Source organism: Mycoplasma bradburyae, from assembly GCF_024339025.1.
GTDB classification, from domain to species: Bacteria; Bacillota_I; Bacilli_A; order Mycoplasmatales; family Mycoplasmoidaceae; genus Mycoplasmoides; species Mycoplasmoides bradburyae.
Genome location: NZ_CP101415.1, coordinates 848,581 through 865,418, shown reverse-complemented (window position 1 = coordinate 865,418; position 16,838 = coordinate 848,581). Strand labels below are relative to the sequence as shown.

Sequence of the window (16,838 nt, the reverse complement as noted above, 5' to 3'; positions counted from 1 at the left end):
ATTATGGAATACTTAAAATACGATACGAAAAATAATACCGTTTCCCAAGTTAAATTTAACAAGCAAGTAGTAGCTAAAACTGAAAGTATTTTCAGTTTGGGAAACGGTTATTTAGGCATCAGAAGTGCTGATGAAGAATACACATCATATAACAAAGAAGACTTCTTTGTTAATGGGATCTTTAACAAAGATCATGAAAACGAAGTGCCAGAACTAGCTAACCTTGCTGATTGTTTAACGATGCCAATATATATTAATGGTGAGTTATACGAAGTTAATGAAGATGACAAGTATTTAAAAACCCTTCATATTAAAGAGGGGTTGTTATCACGAGAAGTAACATCTTCTCGCAAAGATATTAAACTTAATTTTAAATACGAAAGATTTGTTTCCCAAGATGATCTTAATGTTTATTGTCAAAGATTAGAACTAAAAGTGCTAAAAGCAAATAATCCAATAAACATTAAGATCAAAGCAGGTATCAATGCTCAAGTAACTAACAGCGGAACACAACACTTTGCCGAAGGTCTTAAAAGAAGACTTAATGAAACTTCATTAAGAATGGAACAAAAGACTTTGTTATCCCAACGTCTTGTTGTTCATAATATGGTTACCAAACTTTATATCAACAACAAGCAAATCCCTGGAGGCAATGATGACTATGTTGTTGATATGCAAAGAAGACAGATCTTCTTTAAGATTAATAATGATCTTAAAGAAGGTGATATATTAGTTCTAGAAAAACTAATGTCAGTTCATACTAGTGTTGATGGTATTAATGATCTATTAGATGATCAACAAGTATATAATGATGCTGATAAGAAGTTTAATCAACTTGTTAATTCATCTTATGATGAATTAAAAGATAGATCGATAAAAGCGATGCAACACAAAGTGTGGAATCGCTTTTATGTAGACATTCAAGGGGATGAGTTGGCTAACTATGATATGTTAGCGCTTAATTTTGGGATCTTTCATTTAAATAATTTTGTACCAAACAATAGCACTAATAAAAATATTGGCGCTAAAGGATTAAGTGGGGAAGGTTATCAAGGACATACTTACTGAGATACTGAATTCTTTATTAATCCGAATTATTTATATAACGATATAGATGTGGTAAGAAACCTTTTAACTTATCGTTATAAAGGTATAGAAGGTGCTAGAAATAAAGCTAGAGAACAAAAAGAAAGAATTCAAGAATCTAATCTAGAAGGAGCGCAATTTCCATGGGAAATGGCGTGACCAACTGATGGGGAAGTATGTCCTTATTGAGGACAAGCAGATGTTGTTACTGGTGAGCAAGTACCAATTGCTTCTAGAAGACAAGAAATCCACGTGTCGGCTGATGTTGCTTACGCAGTACATCAATACTATGTGTTTAGTAATGATCAAGAGTTTATGAACCAAATGGGTTATGAGATGATTATTGATACTGCTTGGTTTTATACCAACCGTGCTGAGCGTCAAGAAGATGGTTCTTATGGAATTCTAGATGTTATGGGGCCTAATGAGTATAAGGGTAATATTGATAATAATGCTTATATCAATATGATGGCTAAATACAATATTGATTTAGCTATTAAATATATCAATTATTTAGAAGCTAATAATCAAGCCTTATTAGATAAGATCTATAATAAGATTCCTTATAAGATTGATAAGAATAAGATGATTGATGTGTCAAATAATCTTAAACAACAAAAACCTAATAAGGATTTAATTATTAGTGAGAATGATAGTTTCTTATCACTTAAACTAAATAATGTTAGACCGTTCCAAATGTTAGGGGATGCTGGTAAGAAGTTGTTTAGTACGGCTGATGGTAGAGTTTTATTATCAGGTCAATTAGTTAAACAAGCGGATGTGGTGTTGTTGTTAAATATCTTACCTCATCTGTATTCTAAAGAAGTAAGAAGAGCTAACTTTGATTATTATGAAGCAATAACAACACATGATTCTTCTTTATCAGCTGCAACCTATGCGATTGAAGCGGCAAGACTAAAGAAAATTGATATGGCTTATAAGATGTTTAGATATGGAATAAACGTTGATTTAGGTCCAGCAATGCATACATCTAACGCAGGAATTCATGCAGGGTCGCTAGCGGCTATTTATCAGATGATTGTGTTTGGTTTTGGTGGATTAGATTGACATAACGATGAATTGCATTTAGATCCAATTTTACCGAAGAATTGAGAAAAATTGACTTATCGTTTCCAATATAAAGGTTCATCTTTTGAAGTGGAAATTAACCAACAAGAATTTAGTATAAAAACTATTAATAATTCTAAAGAACAAGAACTAGTTATTTTAGGTAATAAAGAAATAGTTAACGAACAAACTAAGAAGTTTTCAATTAAACATGATTAAGGCATTTATATTTGATCTAGATGGTGTAATAACGGATACTGCTAAATTGCATTATCTAGCATGACAAGAGATTGTAAAAAAACTAAATATATCTTATTCTGAAGAAGAAAATGATAAACTAAGAGGTTTACCTAGATTAGATACTCTTAAAGCGATTCTTAAATTAAAGAAGATTAATCATTCTTTAAATGAAGATCAATTAATCGATCTTTGTAATCAGAAGAATGATTTGTATAAAGAATTATTAAAAAAAGCGATTAATAAAGATTCTGTTTTACCTGGAATTAGTGAATTGTTGCATAAAGCAAAACAAAACGGTATTAAGCTAGCAGTTGCTTCTAGTAGTTATAATGCGCCAGTAATACTAGAAAAATTAGAATTAATTGGATTGTTCGATTATATAGTAAATCCTGGTGAAATTAAGAATGGAAAACCTGCACCTGATATTTATATAAAAGCGTCTCAAGGGTTAAATGTTGAAATTGATGAATGTATTGGGTTTGAAGATGCGATATCAGGTCTTGAAGCTATTAAATCTTCTAATATGAAAGCTGTAGTGATAACTCATGACAGTTTAGAAGATTTTTCTAAGGCAGATTTAATCTATAAAAAAACAAACGAATTAGAGTTTCATACGATCATAAATTACTTCAAATAATGAAAATAAAATTGTGCGTTAATAGCACAATTTTTTATTATTTTTACCGTTGATTTTGTTTATATTGAAATATTTATTTTTATTAAATTTTTTCTAAATTTAAAGACCATCTTAAATGGTAGTTAAAAACCGTCACAAATTTTTCAAAAATAAAGTAAAGAATTTTTTAAAAATATTCAAAAAATTGATTTAACTATCAAAATTAATTGCAAAACAGTTCTAATTAATCCTTAGAAACAACTATGACAGAGAATATAGTTAGCTAAATTGGAATCTTTTTAATGAATATAAAACATTTTCAAATGAAGTTTTTAATCATCGATTACATCATATCCTTAGTTATTTTTCTAAATTGATAAGTTATGTAAAAATCAGCATTTTTTCGATAAAATGGAATATTATCAATTATTTTATTTGCTTTTTTGTTTACTTTCTTGATATAGAAAAATAAAAACAAAACATTATTGAAATTATGTTTGATACGATTGTTAAACATTTGTATTTAAATATTAAAAAATAGCATCGTGTTAAAGCGCGATGCTATTTTTCTTAATTAAGAATGATGCTTATTTTTTATTATTATTTTGATCTAGAATGGATAGAATTTCTTTTGCTATGGCGTTGATAACGCGAACGCAAACAGAATTACCAAATTGCTTATATGCTTGCGTATCGCTAACCGGAATAATAAATTCTTCAGGAAAGCCTTGTAACCTAGCAGCTTCTCTAGGAGTTATTTTACGAGGGTTTTTATTTTTTTGTTTAATAAGTATTTCGCTGCCATCCTTATAATATCTAGAAGATAATGTATTTGTATATTTATCGTTAGCAGAATATGTAGTATAGCCAAATCCATTCCCTTTAATTTTATGTTCTTCTTTTCTGCGTTTATGACCGTCTCACAATTTATCAGATAAAGTGTATTTATCATTTATATTCTTTTCTAAAATATCACCCAATTTTGTTTCTTCATTAGTGGGTTGTGGCATTGTAAATTCTTGATAATTATGAACTTGCTTTTTATCAAATCCTACAATGTATATCCTCTCACGGTTTTGTGGAACGCCAAAATCTCTAGCTTTTAAAACTTTATGTACAACATAATAATCTAGCTCATTCAATGTTTTTAAAATGACCTGGAAGGTTTTCTTTTTGTCGTGATTTATAAGATTTTTAACATTTTCTAGAAGAAAAGCCTTAGGTCTTCTATATTCAAGAATTCTTGCTATTTCAAAAAATAATGTTCCTCTTGTATCATTAAAACCTAACTTTTTTCCTGCTTGACTAAATGCTTGACAAGGAAAACCGGCAACTAAAATATCGTGCTTAGGTATATCTTTGTTATTGATTTTAGTAATATCTCCGAAAGGCTGATCTCCAAAATTAGCTTTATAAGTTTTAATAGCAAATTTATCTATTTCGCTAGAAAAAATCGATTTAACTTTATTGGTTAATTGAAAACCTAAACGTGTTCCGCCAATACCTGAAAATAAATCTATCATTGTGTATCTAGCGTTTTTTGGATTTTTAAAAATAACCTCTTCAGGAAAAGATAAAATAGCTTTTAATTCTGAAGATGTTGGTTTACTTTCACCTTTTTCTCAATTTCTTATATCTCTATCTCCATATTTATTTAATCCAATTGCATCAGCTAGTTCTTTTTGAGTCATATTTAATTTTTCTCTCTTTTCTTTTATAAGGCGAGAGCTGTCTAATGAACTAGATTTATTTAGATATATTTTAGCCATACTATGGTTATATTAAAATTGAATAGAGATTAAATTATCCTAATAATAACACAAATTAATAATTTAATTTGAGGTCAAAATGATAATAGATATAGAAGAATTTAAGGCTTTAATTAAGAGAAAAAGAAATGAATATTTCATATCGCCATATGATTTAATTTACGAAGTTTTTGTTAATTTTGGATATCACTTAAAAGAAAAACTTATTTCATAGAACAAGCTAGTGAAATAATCGAAAATATAAGAAAAACTCTTGAAATATATACCATCCATTAGAAAAACGATTCACTATAGATATTTTAAAAAGTTTATGTGATGAAAATGAGATCAATAAAATGACGCCAATAAATGCGATATCTCATTTTATAGCTGATTTTACCGAGCATATATACATATTGACTCTATCTAATACACAAAGTAGAAGATCGCGTGCAGGTAATGAATTTGAAGCAATTATTGAATTGATATTTATGGGAGCCGAAATACCTATGGATAGTCAAGGGAATATAGGTAAAAATATTTTTATTGAAAAGAGTTAGGGAAACTAGTAGATATAGTTTCGCCTGGGGTCATAGAATATATGATTAATAAAAGAAATACAATATTGATAAGCGCTAAAACTACATTAAGAGAAAGATGACAAGAAGTACCTGAAGAAATGATGAGAACAGGTGCTAGAGAAATGTTTTTAGTAACTTTAGATGAGCAAATAAGTGAATCTGTATTAGATAATTTATACCAGAGTAATATAAATGTAGTTACGACAAGAAATATCAAAAACGAAAGATATAAAAACAATCATAGAGTTTTAACTTTCGAGGAACTTTTAGGTGTTTGTGATGCTAACAAAAAATGTTGAGATAATTATTTTTATAACGCAGAAGAAAAAGAATTAATTAGCGATAATATTAAAAAACAAATTTTAAAACACGAAAACAAAGAATTTATTAAAAAATATTATCAAAAAGACTTAGTGAAATTGATAAAAAATACGGTAAAAATGGCTAATTTTATTAAAAAAATTTTACGAAGTATTATTTATTTAGCATTTAGTTTTTGATGTTTAGATATATTAATGCAGACTATTATTAGCCGCATTTTCTTTATTTATTAATTTGCGTATTTTTGAATACAAAATTCTATATAATTCGTTTTATAAAATTGAATTCATTAATCCTTTCAAATAGAGTAAACTTAAGCAATTTCATATACAAATCAGAATTTATATATTAGAATTAATAGATAGCTTTTGTTATATACAAGCTTAATTTTCATTAATATAAACTTGTTTATTAACAATTTAAAGAGTCATATATCTATATAAATACTATTAATATATATGAGTACTCTTAATCTAAGAAAACAACATTAAATACATATAAAATATTAGAATTAACATGATAATCTAGATATATTATGTTAGGTTCTAAATCTGATTATTAAAACGTTGTTTTAAGTTAGTAATCTAAAAATTACTAACCCTCTGCGTTGTAAAATGCGCAATAAAAAGAATGGTGGAATATAAATATGAAACGACATAATAAGAAACGCTTATTTACAACATTATTTGCATGTACATTACTAACAGGAACTATTTTAAGCTCTTGTAAAGATGAAGATATTAAAGCTCATAAAAATTCGAAAGAAACTACTGTAAAAACGGGAAATGGTTCAACTATAGAATCTAACGGATCTGATAATAGCTCAAATAATCAAACTAGTAATAGCCAAGATTCAAATAGTAATTCAAATACGAATGCATCAAATAATACAACTACCTCAACAGATATTAGCGTAAATAATAATGCAAGTTCAAATGCTGGATCTGTTACTGAATACAAAGAACCTGAAGTTGATATTCCAGAAACCGCTATACCTGAACCTGTAATTCCAGTACCGGTTGTAACTCCTACCGAAAACAAACCTTTAACAGAAAAAGAGATGTATATTAATAAGTATAATGCGCTTATTAAGAAAGTTGAGTTGTTCATATCTCGAATTCCTGGTGGTCAAGGAATAAGAGATAGTTATAAAATGGCTTTAGAACCATCAGTTTTAAAACCATTAAGAGATCAAGTAGAATCAATGAATAATAATTTTGATTCAGTTAAGAAAAGCGGCAAATTAGATTCTACATACCAACAAAAATTAAGTTATGTTAAAGTTTTTGCGAATGCGATGCGAATCAATTTTGATGAACTAGAAGAAGGAAAACTTACTGATTACGAAATTGAGGAAGCTAGAAGTGAAGAATACATTAAACTTCTAAATAATCAAAAATCGCAAATTCAAAACGCAAAATTTATACGCTTAATTGATGATAATGTTAAATCAATTCGCGACACTGTATCAGCAACACCTTCAGCTCCAACTTTAAAATCTTATAACGATAAGGACGGTGCTATTTATAATACTTTTGCTGATACATATAAAGCTGTTCAAAAACATATTGAAGAACGAAAAATAATCAAACAACGTATTGCTGAAAAGACAGCTGAATTTGATAGAGCTACAACACCTTCAACATTTAGTTGAGTTAATTACTCTGATAACAACAAAATTTTTGATCTGTCACCTTTAATGTATGAAAATATTGATGTTGGTGATTATTATGAACCAAGCGAAAATAATTTATCATACGATATGGTATTTAAAAACGCTAATTTAAAATCTGTAATTAACAAATATATCAATCTTTTCAGAGAAGAAATTAAGCAAGGTCGTGGAGAATATGACGCTAATTTAAACGCAAGAATAGAATTACAGGCAGGTGATATAAATACTCTTAAACCGTTAATTGCGTTTAATGATAAGTATGTTGAAACTCAGATTAAAAAATGAAATAAACTTCGTAAAAAACTTCATTTACCTGAATTGATTAATGCTAGCACTATTTTTGATGAAGAAGATAAAGCTAAGCTGATTTTACAAGGTATTCTAGGTTACACTAGAGGTAACTTTATAAGAAATAAAGAAGTTAGAAATGACGGTAAGATGTTATCTACTGGACACAGTTATAATGTCGCTACTCGTGAAACGGTTCAAAAACACAAACTAACATATGGTGAAAACTATTACGGATCATATAACTCACCATTATTATCACGCCCAGATTATGGACTTACAAGTGAATTCGTAAGTACGGTGTTATTCAAAAATGTATTAGGTGAAAGACATGCTTACGCTAAATACGGATTAGACGATGCGAGCAAAATTCGTGAATGAGGTCATTTATTAGGTGCGTTAGATAATAAATTTAAATACTTCTATGCTGTAATTATCGCAGAAGATGAAGGTGCTGATCCAAGCTTCAAAGAGTATAACCGCTATAGAGTTAATATTAATGATATGTTATTCTCTGTTGCCAGAAACCACTAAAACTAACAATGCAGTTTTAGCTAGAATAACAAATCATAAAAGTATTTTTAGTTTTCAAATCTAAAAATTAAATCACAATAAAATAATTAAAATCTAGATCAACTTATTAAAGTTAGTAATAACTTTATTACAACGGTCTAGATTTTTTAATATACTTAATATAAGTTTATAAATGCTTTTTGTTAGTTGATTAGTTGCTTTAAGGAGATGAAATGAAATTTAAAAAACGATCATTGTTAAGCGTTTTATTATTAATAAGTTCAACTACACTTACAGCATCATGTTTTTACGATAAAACTAAAGTAATCAAAAGAGAAGAAAATACCTCTAAAGACGAATCTAACCTTAAAGAAGGAATGGTTAAAGAAGAAGATAAAAAAGAAGAAACTGAGAAAAATATACAAGAAAAAAATCCTTCAGATGATCAATCATCAATGAATGAAACAGAAGAAGTTGATCCAACAGAAAATAACAATGATCAAGAGGCTCTAGAAAATGAAAAAGCTAAAAACAAAGTTGTTGAAATAGAGAAAAATACCGATATTAACACCCAAACAACTAAAGAGAAACTTAAGGCTTTTAGTGATGAAATTGTAGATTCAGCTAAAAACGAATATCCATCAGTTTTTATTGGAAGAAATGCTTCGCAATATTTAATCTCTAGTTCTAATGCAATGCTTGCTCAGTTGGAATTAAGTAAAAATGATAAACAACCTTATAATGATATTATCTACATAATTGATACTGTTGTAAATGATTACGGGAAAACATTAAAAAATGAAAAACAAAGATTTAACTATAATGAGTTGCTAAAAACATATGGCGATACTGCTTTATTAAATGAAAATAATGAATTGACAAATATAGAAGACGGAAGATTAAGGGTAGTAGATAAACAAATATATTTAGACAACACAAAGAAAGGTTCAAACTATAGTGTATTCCCTAGAAGCATAGAAGAACTTAAAACTTATCTAAAAGGTTATATAGATAAAGTAAAATTATTTGATTTTTATATCCCTGACATATCATTTATAGATATTAATTATCCAATAAGAAATTGAATAATTACCCATGCTAACAAGATTGTTATATTAAGTGATGGTAACGCTCAACCATATAAATTTATTAATAATGATTACATACCTTGAGCTAAAAGACAAAGTAATCATTATTCTAAAGAAGAACTAACAGAATTTTGAGATAAAGGGATTAAAACTAAGAAATTAGATATCAATTTTAGATATTTTTATACACTTGAAGATAAGTTTAAAATTTTTAATTTAATCGGTGATTATTCGCAATATTTTAATAAAGAACTCGATTTGAATGATACGAGTTGAGCTAATTTAGATATTAAAACTTATCCGCTTAATTTTAAAGATTTTGCTAACAGCATTTCTGAATTAGATATTAGTAAATACTACGAAGAATATAGCACTCTTTTTCATTTAAAAGATAAAACAATTTTAGACTTTATAACTTATGGAAAAGATAATTATGATCCTAACAAAGAGAATCTAATCTTTATTGGTTCTAGTTTATTTAGAAAAGATGCTTCCAGCAAATGAAGATTAAGATTAGAATTTCCTACTGTTGCTACACGTGAGGTTCATAATTATATAGAAAAAATTCATGAATTGTACCCGCCTGAAAGATATAATTATTTTTACAAACTTCATCCAGTTTATAAAAATGAAGATGCGGTGAAATACATTCAATTATTAAATAACAGTAAGGAAAATAAAGGTATAATTCTAGATCCATCGGTTTCTTGGGAAAATATGCTAGCAATAGATTTAAATAACATTAGTTCTAATAAATCTGTATTCTTCAAAAGCGATGAGTTTAATAAGGATTCTGTTAAAACAAAATTATACGGTTTACAAGCAACAACTACAGTTCTATTAACAACTATAGCAATGCTACAAGAGTATTTCAATATTGATATGGAAGAAACCTTACATTTTGTAGATCTTAATAATTTCCCTATTCCTGAATCGTTTCATTTAATTCGTAGAGATAACTTCTTTTATGATAAAAAGAAAGGATATAATGCTAATTACGAAGAAATGATAAAAATTTATAAATACTTTGTATTTTCGCATAACTTCCCTTCAATTAAATCAATACCATCTATGAGCGAATTCCTTAAAAAAGAAGTAAAGAAAGATGAAATGAAAATGGATAGCGAGATAGAAATGCCTAAATAATTTTGTTGATAAAATATCTTAATTTTAAGTTTTATATCAAATCTGATTACAATTTTATTTTCTAAGAAAACGAAATGGTTTTATTTATACATAAAAAACCACCGAATTTACCGGTGGTTTTTATATTTTTAATTTCTTGGTAAGAATATATTTCTACTTTTCTAAATTAACTAAGCAACACCTGTTAATTTAGCTCTTAGTTCATCGCTAAATTCTTTTGAGAATAATACTTCTAGAGTATAGAATGCTAATTCTAAAGTTGTCAATGAACATCTTGCTGTTATCAACTTATTCGAACAATTAAGTTGGGTATTAAAATCTTTAATACGATTAGCGCCATTCATTGTACCGTCACTTCAAGAAATGTATTTATCATCCTTATTAAGGATATTGTTTTCACTTAAAGCATTGGGTGCGTCACAAATAGCAATTACTCATTTATTGTTTTGAACGAATTCCTTAACACATTCAAGACCTTTTTGATTAGATCTTAAATGGATAGCTCCAACACCACCAGGTACATAAATAGCATCATAATCATTAACGTTAAATGATTTAATTGTTTTAATATGAGCTACATTAAATTGACCTACAACACTGTCTTGGTTATCAGGTGAGTAATAATCAATTTTAGAGAATTTATTACTAGCAGTAAGAATTGAAGCAAAGCTTACTAATTCAATGTCTTGGAACTCTTTAAGAGTTAATACAAGTAGTTTCAACTATTTAACCTTTCTATAATTTAATGATATGTAAATTATTTTATTTTAAAATTTACATATCGTGTGATTTAAGAACACATAATTTTAATAATGAGCCGATTAATTCAAAATAAATTTACTCGTGAAGCAAAGAAGAAACAAGCTCAATTAAAGAAAATTCTTGAACAAGAAAATGAATCTATATCTAAATATAAGAATGATTTAGATAAGATTAGCACGAACATATTATTAGATTATCAAACTAATAAACCTGATTTATTAAGTTTAAAGATTAAATATTCATCTGAAAACCAAGCCCACATTAATGAATTAAAAGACTTTTTGTGATCTTTTGATAATAATGATCTAATTAATATTATTGATCAAGCACGGTTTTTAAATGATTATTCGAAAGATGTTACTAACAAGAATTCAGATAAGAGTTGAATTTCAAGCGATGCTGGATTAAAAGAAATTAATAATATTAGAGAAAGATTCGAACAATTAAAAGTTCTGTCATCTAACTTTGTTAGTAATTCACATAATGATCTGTATAAGTTGCAACAGATTATTACATATGCTAAGAAAAAGATTAATGACGCTGAATTCTTTAAACCAGTTGAAAAAATTGATATTGGTACTAATAAAAACAAAGCTAAAAACTTCAAGATTTTATTAGGTTTATTAATTGGTTTGATAGCAGTTTGTTTAATTTTTTTATTTATTATTATTGGAATATTTAAGACATCAGAATAATGACGACAACTGAAATTAATAATCATCAGATAGCCATCGATGGACCAGCAGGAAGCGGTAAATCCACTGTCGCTAAACTAGTAGCTAACAAACTTAATTTTAACTACTTATCAACAGGTAAAATGTTTAGAGCATTTTATTATTTAATGAACCTTAACAATTGATCAGTTGATCAATTGTTAAATAACTACCATACTTACCAGTTTGAATTCAATGGTGATCAAGTTAAGATTGATAACAAGAATGTTTCTGAAGCTTTAAATGAATTAAAGATATCTATGGGTGCTAGTGAGATAGCTCAAAATGATAAGATAAGAAAACTAGCATTAGAATTACAACAAGATTATGCTTCTAAAAAACCAGTAGTAATGGATGGCAGGGATATTACTAGTATTGTTTTACCTAATGCTATTCTTAAAATCTATTTAACTGCTTCAGCTAAACAAAGAGCTATCAGACGCATTAAACAATTAAACCTGGAATTAACGGACGAAAAAATAGAAGAGTTTAGCAATGAAATTGCTAAACGAGATTATAATGATGCTAACCGTAAGTTAGCACCATTAATTATTGTTGATGATGCAGTAGTTATTGATTCGGATAATTTAACAATTGATGATGTTGTCAATCAAATTGTAAGTTTATATAACAAAAGATTGGAGGTTAATAATGCTTAAAGTAGCTATCGTTGGTAAACCTAATGTTGGTAAATCAACATTATTCAATCGTTTAATAAAGAATCGAATTGCTATTGTTGATGATGTTCCAGGGATCACTCGCGACCGTATTTTTGGTGATGTTGAATGATTAACTAAAAGATTCCAAATTATTGACACCGGAGGTCTTACTACAGATAGTGATGTATTTCAAAAAGCAATTGAACAACAAGTTCAATTTGCTATTGATGAAGCCGACATTATCTTATTTGTATGTTCGTATAAAGAAGGTGTTAATGCTGATGATCATTATGCTGCCAAACTACTTAAAAAACATAAGAACAAAAAGATTCTTTTTGTTCTTAATAAGATTGAAAATCAAAATAAAAATGAACTTAATTTAAGTTCATACTTTAGTTTAGGGTTTGGTAAACCGTTAATTATATCAGCAGAACATGCGATCGGGATTGGGGATTTATTAGATGAGATTGTCAAATTAAAAGATCAATTTGACAACAAGAAAGAAGAAGAGTTGGCGGCAACTTTTTGTATTATTGGTAAACCTAATGTTGGAAAATCTAGTTTATTAAACCAGTTACTAAAAAAAGAAAGAGTATTAGTATCAGATGTAGCAGGAACTACTAGGGATGCTATTGATGCCACTTTTAGATATAACAAAGAATTATATAAAGTTATTGACACCGCAGGTATCAGAAGAAAAGGTAAGATAGCTACAAGAATAGAAAAATTCTCAGTTCAAAGAACACAACAAGCAATCTCAAGATCAAAATTTATTTTGTTGATGCTTGATGGTTCGGCTGAATTATCAGAACAAGACGAAGTGATTGGTGGGTTGTGTCATCAAGCTAATTTACCAACAATTATTGTGGTTAATAAATGAGACATTGTTAAAAAAGATGAGAAGACAATGAACTTATTTAAAAAAGAGATTCGTAATAAGTTTAAATACCTTCCTTGATCGCCTATTATCTTTATTAGTGCTAAGGAGAATTTAAGAATTGAGACGATCTTTGACACAATCAAGATGATTAAAGAACAACTTAATATTAAGATATCAACTTCTTTATTGAATGATGTAATCAGTAAAGCGCAAATGATGAACCAAGCACCAATATTCAATGGTAACCGTTTATCAATCACTTATACAACTCAAGCGCAAGGTCAAATTCCGACCTTCGTATTGTTTTGTAATAATCCTGATTATTTACACTTTTCATATGCACGGTTTCTAGAAAATAAAATAAGAGAAGCCTTTGGTCTTACTTATGTTCCGATCACCTTGTATTTCAAGTCGAAGAATGCAAGAAACCGTAAATTATCAAAAGATGTGAAATTTAAGCAAGTTGGTTATGATATAGAATAAAGTGATTTTCAAACTTTTTTAGATAAAATTAAAGAGATATTTAAAACTATGGCAAAAACAAAAAAATGTTATATTTCAACCCCGATATACTATGCTTCGGGACAACCGCATATCGGTCATGCTTATACAACAATTTTAGGAGATTTCTTAGCTCGTTTTAAAAAACAAAGAGGCTATGATGTTTTTTTCTTATCAGGCACTGATGAATTTGGTAAAAAGATTGAAACTAAAGCGAAATCTTTAAATTTAAGTCCGATTGAAATGGTTAGTAGTTTTTCAGATAATTTTAGAAAATTATTTGAGCTTTTAAATATTGATCTTACAAGATTTGTAAGAACAACAGAAGAAAACCATCAAGAAGTAGTTAAAAAGGTTTTTGCCCTATTGTTTAAAAAAGGTTTTATTTACATCGATCAATGACAAGGGCTTTATTGTGTTGATTGTGAAGAAGGTTATACTTCATCTAGTGCGTTGAAAAAAGCTGATATAGCTGAAAAAATTAATGCCGATTTATCTAAGGATCCAGAAGATCAGCTTTATTGTAATGTTGGTCATAAGATTAGCACAATTAATGAGCCATCTTATTTCATTAAATTGTCAGAGTTTAGTGATTTTATTAAACAATCACTTGAAAGCAATAACCCAGTTGTATTCCCAGAGTCTCGTAACAAAGAGATGTTAAATAACTTTATTAATGTTGGGTTAAAAGATTTATCAATCACAAGAACTAGTGTTAATTGAGGAATTGATTGTCCGTTGAATAAAAGTCATAAGATCTATGTTTGATTAGATGCTTTGTTTTCATATTTATCATCAACTGGTTTTGCTTCACATGATGATAAGAACTACCAAGAATTCTGAAACAATGATGATAGCGAAAGAATTCATTTGATCGCTAAAGAAATCACAAGATTCCATAGAATTTATTGAGTAATCTTCTTGGAAATGTTGGGATTAAAACAACCAACAAAGATGATCTCGCATGGATGAATTGTTGATGAAAACGGTAACAAGATGTCAAAATCGCTTAATAACGTTATTGATCCTGTTGAGCTAGTTGATATCTTTGGTGTTGATCAAATTCGTTATTTCTTACTTAAAGAAGTAAGTTTAAGTGAAGATGGTAAAGTTGGTAAGCGTTTAATCCAAGAAACGCTTAACTCGGATTTAATTAATAATTTTGCCAACTTAGTTAATCGTTTAATACCAATGATTGAAACGCGTCAGAATTCGATAATTCTACCTTATAAACAAGGATTAGAAGTTGTTGATAATTACTTAACAGAGTTAGCTAAAGTTCCTGCTGAATTTGAACGATTAGTTGAACAAAATGATATTCGTGGCGCTATAAAAACATTGCTTAGTATTTCAAAAGAATATTCAAGTGTTATTGAAATTACCAAACCTTGAGAATTATACAAAAACAACCAAACACAAGAATTAGCTAATGTTTTATTTGCTGGAGCTTGTGCTGTTAGAAGTGTCTTTGTTTTACTTGAGCCTATTCTTACGATAAAGTCTAAAGAAGTTTATGAGCAAATGAACTTTACCCCTGAACAAATTAAGCTTGAAAACATTAATAATTTTGAACAATTGAATAATCACAAAATAAATCAAGCTAAGAAATTATTCCAAAGAGTTAATTTAACTTTACAAATTGCTGGAGAAAAATCAGAATCAGATCAAAAAGACAATAATAAAAAACAAAAAGATAAAAATAAAAAATCTAAATCTGAAAACAAAAAAGAAGAAGTTGCACAAGTAGAAGAAGTTAAATCTGATAATTCTTAAATAAGGATTATTAAAGGTCATTTAAGTAATACCAATAATAAATTAAGCAGCACCAAGTGCTGCTTTTTATTTATCTTATATAGATTAATTGATTATCTGATTAATTTCTTAGAGATAAGCTATTATTTAAATAAACATTAAAAATATCTATTAGTTGTTTATCATTTAAAAAGATATAAGAATATAATTAATAAGTCATAACAAATATTATGAGTAAGAGAAAAATCGTATTAGTTGCAGATCATACTGGTGTTTTTTTAAAGCAAGAACTTATTAGTATGCTTAAAAGCGAATATCGTGATGAATTCGAAGTAATTGATCTTGGATCTAATGACGAAAAAGCGCCAGATGATTATCCTGATTTTGCTTTTTTATTAGAAGACTATTTCAAGGACGAAAACACAACTAATTTAGGAGTTGCGATCTGTGGTACCGGAGTAGGTATCTGTATTGCTGCCAACAAAATCAAAAATGTTAGAGCAGGCTTAGTTTATGAACCTAAGTATGCAGAACTAGCTATCCAACACGACAAATGCAATGTTTTAGTTTTAGGTGCTAGAACAACTACAATCGATTCTAGTAAAGAGATACTAAGAAGATTTTTAGCAGCTGAATTTGAAGGCGGAAGACACCAAAGAAGGGTCGATAAAATTAGTGCTTATGAGAAAAAATAAAGTTAAAGATCCATTAAAAGCTAATTATTTTAAATGGGATTTAGTTCCTAGAGAACTAAAACCATCAAGAAAAAAATCTTACATCTATCTTGTTTTGGCTGTTATTGCTTTAATAGCTTCATTAATCCTTGTAGCTTTATCAGCAGCTCCATATGAAGAAATTCTAAATAAAGGCGTAACACAGTCTGGCTTTATTGATTCTGTTTCTAAAGGTGGAATCTTTACCAAAATATATACACCTGAAAATTCAGGTATTGAACCTGGTACAGTTGGTCTTGAGATTACTCCTTTAGTTAATAATACTAACTACACCCAAGCTGAATTATCAGATATTAGAATAGCTATTGGTAGCGTTTCTTTATTCTTATTTGTTTTATTCTTAATATTTGTAATCGTTTCTTATATGTATTTCTTAGGCTCTATTAGTATTAAGAAAACAGAACAAACAACAGTTTCTTTAAATAAAAATCTTTAATTTCAAGAAAAAATACATATATTGATTAAAG

15 protein-coding genes are annotated in these 16,838 nt (G+C 28.2%); 13 read left to right on the top strand and 2 right to left on the bottom strand.

Annotated elements, in window-relative coordinates:
- Positions 1 to 3: 3 nt before the first annotated feature.
- A complete protein-coding gene (locus tag NMG77_RS03485) occupies positions 4 to 2,373 on the top strand; it encodes a glycosyl hydrolase family 65 protein (RefSeq protein ID WP_255045780.1) in 2,370 nt (789 codons plus the stop codon).
- Positions 2,366 to 3,031, top strand: a complete 666-nt coding sequence (gene pgmB / locus NMG77_RS03480; RefSeq protein WP_255045779.1) for a beta-phosphoglucomutase — start codon at positions 2,366 to 2,368, stop codon at positions 3,029 to 3,031. The genes NMG77_RS03485 and pgmB overlap by 8 nt, the downstream gene beginning before the upstream one ends.
- Positions 3,032 to 3,597: 566 nt before the next feature.
- Here pgmB and dcm read toward each other — a convergent pair.
- Positions 3,598 to 4,779, bottom strand: coding sequence for a DNA (cytosine-5-)-methyltransferase (gene dcm / locus NMG77_RS03475; RefSeq protein ID WP_255034578.1), 1,182 nt, complete (start codon positions 4,777 to 4,779; stop codon positions 3,598 to 3,600).
- Between the two features lie 79 nt (positions 4,780 to 4,858).
- On the opposite strand from dcm, the gene NMG77_RS03470 reads away from it, so the two are divergent.
- The 5 genes from NMG77_RS03470 (at position 4,859) to NMG77_RS03450 (ending at position 10,370) form a co-directional block, all read left to right on the top strand.
- A complete protein-coding gene (locus tag NMG77_RS03470; protein ID WP_255034577.1) occupies positions 4,859 to 4,993 on the top strand; it encodes a hypothetical protein in 135 nt (44 codons plus the stop codon).
- Positions 4,994 to 5,114: 121 nt separating this feature from the next.
- Entirely contained in the window at positions 5,115 to 5,318 is a 204-nt protein-coding gene (locus tag NMG77_RS03465) for a PDDEXK family nuclease (protein ID WP_255045778.1), read from the top strand.
- A gap of 41 nt (positions 5,319 to 5,359) precedes the next feature.
- Positions 5,360 to 5,893, top strand: coding sequence for a type II restriction endonuclease (locus NMG77_RS03460; protein WP_255045777.1), 534 nt, complete (start codon positions 5,360 to 5,362; stop codon positions 5,891 to 5,893).
- 413 nt (positions 5,894 to 6,306) lie between these two features.
- Entirely contained in the window at positions 6,307 to 8,157 is a 1,851-nt protein-coding gene (locus tag NMG77_RS03455) for a hypothetical protein (RefSeq protein WP_255034574.1), read from the top strand.
- A gap of 212 nt (positions 8,158 to 8,369) precedes the next feature.
- Positions 8,370 to 10,370 carry a hypothetical protein gene (locus NMG77_RS03450; protein ID WP_255045776.1) on the top strand — a complete coding sequence of 667 codons (2,001 nt, stop codon included), beginning with the start codon at positions 8,370 to 8,372 and terminating at the stop codon, positions 10,368 to 10,370.
- 170 nt (positions 10,371 to 10,540) lie between these two features.
- Here NMG77_RS03450 and NMG77_RS03445 read toward each other — a convergent pair whose 3' ends face one another.
- Positions 10,541 to 11,092, bottom strand: coding sequence for a DJ-1/PfpI family protein (locus NMG77_RS03445; RefSeq protein ID WP_255034571.1), 552 nt, complete (start codon positions 11,090 to 11,092; stop codon positions 10,541 to 10,543).
- 90 nt (positions 11,093 to 11,182) lie between these two features.
- On the opposite strand from NMG77_RS03445, the gene NMG77_RS03440 reads away from it, so the two are divergent.
- From NMG77_RS03440 to NMG77_RS03415, 6 genes are all read left to right on the top strand, one after another.
- Positions 11,183 to 11,827, top strand: a complete 645-nt coding sequence (locus NMG77_RS03440) for a hypothetical protein (protein ID WP_255045775.1) — start codon at positions 11,183 to 11,185, stop codon at positions 11,825 to 11,827.
- A complete protein-coding gene (gene cmk, locus NMG77_RS03435; RefSeq protein ID WP_255045774.1) occupies positions 11,827 to 12,504 on the top strand; it encodes a (d)CMP kinase in 678 nt (225 codons plus the stop codon). Before NMG77_RS03440 ends, cmk begins: the two co-directional genes overlap by 1 nt.
- Entirely contained in the window at positions 12,497 to 13,867 is a 1,371-nt protein-coding gene (der, locus tag NMG77_RS03430) for a ribosome biogenesis GTPase Der (RefSeq protein ID WP_255045773.1), read from the top strand. Before cmk ends, der begins: the two co-directional genes overlap by 8 nt.
- 48 nt (positions 13,868 to 13,915) lie before the next feature.
- On the top strand, positions 13,916 to 15,658 hold the full coding sequence (gene metG / locus NMG77_RS03425; RefSeq protein WP_255045772.1) for a methionine--tRNA ligase: 1,743 nt from the start codon (positions 13,916 to 13,918) through the stop codon (positions 15,656 to 15,658).
- 209 nt (positions 15,659 to 15,867) lie between these two features.
- The gene (locus tag NMG77_RS03420; protein ID WP_255045771.1) at positions 15,868 to 16,332 is read left to right on the top strand and encodes an RpiB/LacA/LacB family sugar-phosphate isomerase; all 465 of its coding nucleotides are present in this window, start codon (positions 15,868 to 15,870) and stop codon (positions 16,330 to 16,332) included.
- Positions 16,319 to 16,807: a hypothetical protein gene (locus NMG77_RS03415; RefSeq protein WP_255045769.1), complete on the top strand. Its 489-nt coding sequence runs from the start codon at positions 16,319 to 16,321 to the stop codon at positions 16,805 to 16,807. Before NMG77_RS03420 ends, NMG77_RS03415 begins: the two co-directional genes overlap by 14 nt.
- Positions 16,808 to 16,838 lie beyond the last annotated feature (31 nt).